Here is a 301-nt window from a genome sequence, read left to right on the forward strand (position 1 = left end):
CATGTCCGGCCAGACCAGCAACACGGAGACGGCACACCAGGGCTTCAAGCCCAAGACCCTCACCGTGACCTTGAGCATTCCCTACGTCAACGCCAGCTGGCTGCGCGACCTGATGCGCCTGGCCGAGGCCACGGAGGGCGGTGGCCAGCTCAAGATGTACCGCGTGGTGAACGACACGGCAGCGGCCTTTGGAATGCGCCAGGTGCAGTTCTCCGAGGGCATCAGCGCCCGCGAGGACGACACGCTGGCGTGCTGGCGGGTGCAGTTCGGCCTGTCAGAGAAGAAGTCCAACCCGGAAAAG

1 protein-coding gene is annotated in these 301 nt (G+C 65.1%); it reads left to right on the forward strand.

All coding sequences use genetic code 11. The features are described 5' to 3' along the window. On the forward strand, positions 1–301 hold a 301-nt coding region (locus NGM28_RS28645), incomplete at both ends, for a baseplate complex protein (RefSeq protein WP_502943927.1).

The organism is Pseudomonas sp. MWU13-3659, from assembly GCF_023757525.1.
Taxonomy (GTDB): domain Bacteria; phylum Pseudomonadota; class Gammaproteobacteria; order Pseudomonadales; family Pseudomonadaceae; genus Aquipseudomonas; species Aquipseudomonas entomophila_E.